We start from the raw sequence: 4,653 nt of genomic DNA, 5'->3' as shown, positions 1-4,653 counted from the left end.
GATATCGACATGAGTATCAGGCTTTTTGAATTCAGCAAGGGGAATACCATCCTTATCCATAATCACTGCTGCAAGGCTTCCTTCGGCTGAATTGACGATATTGGCTACAATTTCATTAAAATCCATCAGGCTCTCCGTCCTGCCTGCGAGATTGTGCCAAGCCAGCCTTCGAGCCTGTCTATCTGGGCATGAACATCATTGGCAACGGGGGGACTTTCTGCCGTTGCCGGTGAAGAATGAGAAATATCAGGGAAAGAAGCCTCTTCAACAGCTGAAGGGGCCCCTTCTCCACTCATTTCCGCCTCAAGTTTACCAAGCTTTTCCTTGGCAGTAGCATTATCAGGGTCCAGTTCCAGAATGGCCCTGTATATGTCCATCGCCTTTTCCGGGTAGCCCTGTTTGATGTAAAGCTCGGCTATGGTATTGGTTGTAATTTCCATATTCAAAAAAGAGATTTTAATATATTAACATATTGAAAAAAAAAGCAATCAAATAACTCATTCGCCGGAAGGCACCGTCAAATAGAAGCATAGCTCTTTCAATAAATCAAGTGAAATCATCATCGACAGCTAATTCAACAAAGGCATCATTAGTGCCTGATGTAATTCTTATTTCGGTCGTATAATTAATCCCACCGCCTGTTATATAATTAACCCATAAAATATAATTTCCAAAATTCCCCGTTGTGCCATGGACATCTCCGGCGCTGGCACTCACATTGATAGGTTTTTCTTTATTATCCGCTAATGTCACCATTCCTCCTTCACACTGGTCACAGTAAAAAAATAAGTCCTGATTATTTTGAGGAACGCCGTTTTCATCAAGTACAAATATATTAATATAGAATTTTTGAGAGTCATGCAGAGCTGATGAATGTACTGAATAAGCCCACTCTGTCGGATTTGTCACAATACCCGACCCATAGGGCGCCACCGTTGTTTCATTTTTCTGACAACCTAACAAAGCGATTGCAGTTATGGAAACTATAATAAGGGAAAGCAATAGTTTCTGTAGCATTAATAAACCTCCTTTACTTGAATCAATAAATTAAATTAGGGTACCGTTATCGATTGTGATAACAGGAGCGGGATTCTGCTGCTCCCATCACCATAATAATACTCGGTATCTATATTACTAAAACTGATCGTTGTAGACCCTGACCCTACTGCCTCGAAAGTGATTACACACATTGTTCCACTGCCGGTAAATGTTGATCCAGTATCAGGTGGATTTTTAAAAAATGAAACCAACAGATTATTTGTTCCACCGGCAAATTCTACCACTGAACCAGCCAAAGCCCCACCGCTGGCAACCCCTTCACTTACATCGAACACATAATCTACTTCTATAACACTGTGATTATAACTCAACTCATAGGTAGCTCCTTCCAGATCAACTTCATTCTGCACAGCGATTGTTACCGTGAAGGTGGAACCAGGAGCTGGATTGTTATTAGATACTGTAACAGCTTGGCCGACCCCGCCACCACCAGGTGCAACGGGATTTCCACCACCACCGCCACCGCATGAAATCAGCAAGCATGGCAGGAAAACCATTATCAGCATTGTTTTAATATGCATTATTATTTTCATAGCTTGCTCCTTATAAGATATAAGTTGCCTATATTCCAAAATTTCTAACCAGTACCATTAGATCAGCGCCATCAACCCTGCCGCTGCCATCAAAATCGGCAAGAGAGCATGGTATTCCCACACCACAACCGTTGGGGTCATTCCATAAGGGATTTGTAGAAATCATTCCAAAGGCAAGACCGAAAATAGCCAGATCACCGCCGTCAACATCGTTGTCAACGTCAAGGTCCGCCACATTATACCGGGGAGTAACCGATATTTGGTTTGAAGTCACACTTTCCAGAGGGACCGTATCGACGGCTGTGATAACAAAGTAATGAGGCACACCGTTAGGCAGGCCCGTCACCGTATAAGTTGTTCCCGTTACAAGGATGCCTCCATTATCAGGAGCGCCATAAGTTCCAGGGATAGTGCTTACATAGACATTATATCCATCGAGGTCCGTCTCCGTATTGGCGTCCCAGGTAAGCGTTACCTGCATATTGCCGGCGGCGCCGGCTAAATTAACAGGCGGCACCGGAGCCGTTTCCGCGCTGGGAGTAGCCGAAACCTCGGCACTTTGAGTACTTTCATTACCCAGCTGGTCAAAGGCCGTAATGTAATAATAGTAAGTCGTTTCATTGGTGACTGTCGTATCTGTATAGCTTGACAGAGGCGCAAATACAGTATCGATGACAGAAAAACCGCCACCCGATGTGATACTTCTGCTAATGTTGTAGCCATCCATATCAGGTTCCGTATTTGCATTCCAGCTCAGTCCGACAGACCCGTTAAAGGCAATAGCCTGAAGCCCTGTCGGCACAGCCGGCGCAATGGTTTCCGTCGTTGTAAAGGTCCAGACAAAGTTTGAAGCCAACCCGTTACCGGCAAGATCGGTTGCTGTAGTTAAAATCGTTCCCGTAATAGTCTCGTTACTTTGATAGGTCACCGTTGGAGTAAATGTAGCAACCCTTGTCACGGCATCATAGGAAACAGTTCCAGTAACAACTCCCGTAATAGAACCAACAACAATAAATGATCCCGTAGTAATGGTTGAAGGGTTCATATTCTCACTAAATTCGACCGACAAAGGATTCGTTAAAGATGCCCCGACAGAACCGGCAAGTGGAGATGCCGTCAATGGTACAGGTGGCGTAAGGTCGGCAGACATGGTTATACCGTTAAACGTACCCGTTGCCGCACCGGCTGTTGCTGTAATCGTGGGGATTATATCAACAATCGATACAGTCGATGTCAAATCTGCAGAGGCATCTCCTCCCAGAGTAGTAGCAGTAATTACCTGCAAACCATTAGAGAAGGTGCCGTCAGTCGTTTCAAAGGTTACAGTGATTCCATCCTTTACCCTGTTACCGTCATCATCAACAAATGTTGCCGTAATAGTTGATGTGTCAGCGCCATTTGCCGCGATAACAAGGTCACTTGCATTGAAGGTAACCGCATTGGGAGGTCCGGGCTTAAATGAAATCTGTGTCGTTTTTGTAAGTGCCGTGCCTGCTACATTGGCGGTAATAAAAACACTATAGTTTCTAAATGTTGTTGATGTGATCGTAACAGTAGATTGACCGCTGACAGTGGACACAGAGTTGGAATCCAGACTTCCATGACTTGTTGAGAAATTGACAAACAGACCATTGGCAACAGCATTAGCATACTGATCGTTTACCGTTGCCGTAATTGTAGTTGTACTGAGTCCATCAGCCGGTATGGAGGCAACGGCAGGCACAACTGTCAACTGGAAGGGCGGCTCTACAAATTCAACGCCATACGCCGCATTGACGGCAGGTGCTGACACTGCGGCAGCAGTTATTGAAGCAAGCCCGTTTACTGCAGACCTGATGTTCACTGATGCCTGCCCACCAACAGTACCGACAATAACAGGAACACCGGAACCAGAGCCTAGATCAACATCAACAAGTGAAGATGAGAACTGTATCTGCGTACCATCAATTACATTGCCACCACCGGAATCCTTTACTACCGCAGTTACAGCAGCAGTATCCGTATTATCGCTAATTATCAGGTCTTTGGAAGCTGAAATCGTCATAGAAGCAGGTGCGCCGACTGAAACCGATTCGACTGTGAATGACCAGGTGAAAGGACTTGGTGTCAGAGGCAATCCGACAAGGTCTGTAATACCGGCGTCAAATTGCACGGTGACAGCAGCTCCATCAACAAAGTCCTGAGGATCGATAGAAACTGTTCTTGTTGCTGCATTATAAACAATAGTCTTCAAAACAGACGAACCATTTTCAAAGACAGTAATATTTGCATCATTTTCTACAGTCGCCTGTTGAACGTCTTCAGAGAATGTTGCCGTAATCAGTGTATTTTTCGGAACGTCGGTTGCCAGATCTGCCGGTGAATAGCCGGCAAGCACACTAGGCGGTGTCAAATCGGCGTTAAGCGTAAGGCCATTATATGTCGCAGTTTTTGCACCAATTCGAGCTGTTAGTGTTGGTGTTCCTGGTGTAGTTCCCGATGTCAATTCTATTGTCGCATAACCTGCTGAAGTAGGAACAGGATCACTCGTTCCTGTTCCATTGGGGTATGTACCATAGATAGTGCTATTTATAGAGAATGTAACATAAAGATTATCCTTTACCGGGTTGTTACTCTCATCCCTTACGAGCGCGCTGACAATAGTTTTTTCGAATCCATTTGCAATAATTGTTGTCGGACTGGCCGATAGCGCCAGGCTAAAGGGCGGACCGGGACTAAATGGTATATCCGTCGTACTCACAATCAATCCACTCGTTGCCGTAATGGTAACGATGGGGTTTGTAACACCGTCCCTCAATATCGTATCCGAGGTTATCGTCGTCGTGGCAATACCACTAGCAGTAGGCACATCAGCGGCGCTCAGACTTCCGGCTGTCGTCACAAAATTAACATTAAAACCATCGACAACGGCATAACCGTTTGTATCCTGGACAAGCGCCGTAATCGTCGCCGAATCTAATCCGTCTGCTGCTATATTGGTATTACTCAGCGAGAGCGTCACCTGAACAGGCGGCTCAACAAAATCTATATTTACACTGTCACTGGCCCCTCCTATCGGTGT

At 45.3% G+C, this 4,653-nt stretch carries 4 protein-coding genes; all 4 read right to left on the bottom strand.

Annotation, left to right across the window (positions count from 1 at the left end):
- Positions 1-125: 125 nt before the first annotated feature.
- Complete coding sequence (locus OEV42_21270; protein MDH3976801.1) at positions 126-440, bottom strand: tetratricopeptide repeat protein; 315 nt, start codon at positions 438-440, stop codon at positions 126-128.
- 106 nt (positions 441-546) lie between these two features.
- Positions 547-1,017, bottom strand: coding sequence for a hypothetical protein (locus OEV42_21265; GenBank protein ID MDH3976800.1), 471 nt, complete (start codon positions 1,015-1,017; stop codon positions 547-549).
- A 35-nt stretch (positions 1,018-1,052) separates the two neighbouring features.
- Complete coding sequence (locus OEV42_21260) at positions 1,053-1,592, bottom strand: cohesin domain-containing protein (GenBank protein ID MDH3976799.1); 540 nt, start codon at positions 1,590-1,592, stop codon at positions 1,053-1,055.
- 28 nt (positions 1,593-1,620) lie between these two features.
- The coding region (locus OEV42_21255) for an Ig-like domain-containing protein (GenBank protein ID MDH3976798.1) at positions 1,621-4,653 on the bottom strand (3,033 nt) is incomplete at its 5' end.

It is taken from the genome of Deltaproteobacteria bacterium (genome assembly GCA_029860075.1).
Classification (GTDB): domain Bacteria; phylum Desulfobacterota; class JADFVX01; order JADFVX01; family JADFVX01; genus JAOUBX01.
The sequence above is the reverse complement of the archived record's forward strand: the minus strand, read 5'-3'. Positions and strand labels throughout refer to the sequence as shown.

Coding starts and splice junctions, on each gene's coding strand:
- OEV42_21270 (MDH3976801.1), bottom strand. CDS start 440: ATGGAAATTACAACCAATACCATAGCCGAGCTTTACATCAAACAGGGC.
- OEV42_21265 (MDH3976800.1), bottom strand. CDS start 1,017: ATGCTACAGAAACTATTGCTTTCCCTTATTATAGTTTCCATAACTGCA.
- OEV42_21260 (MDH3976799.1), bottom strand. CDS start 1,592: ATGAAAATAATAATGCATATTAAAACAATGCTGATAATGGTTTTCCTG.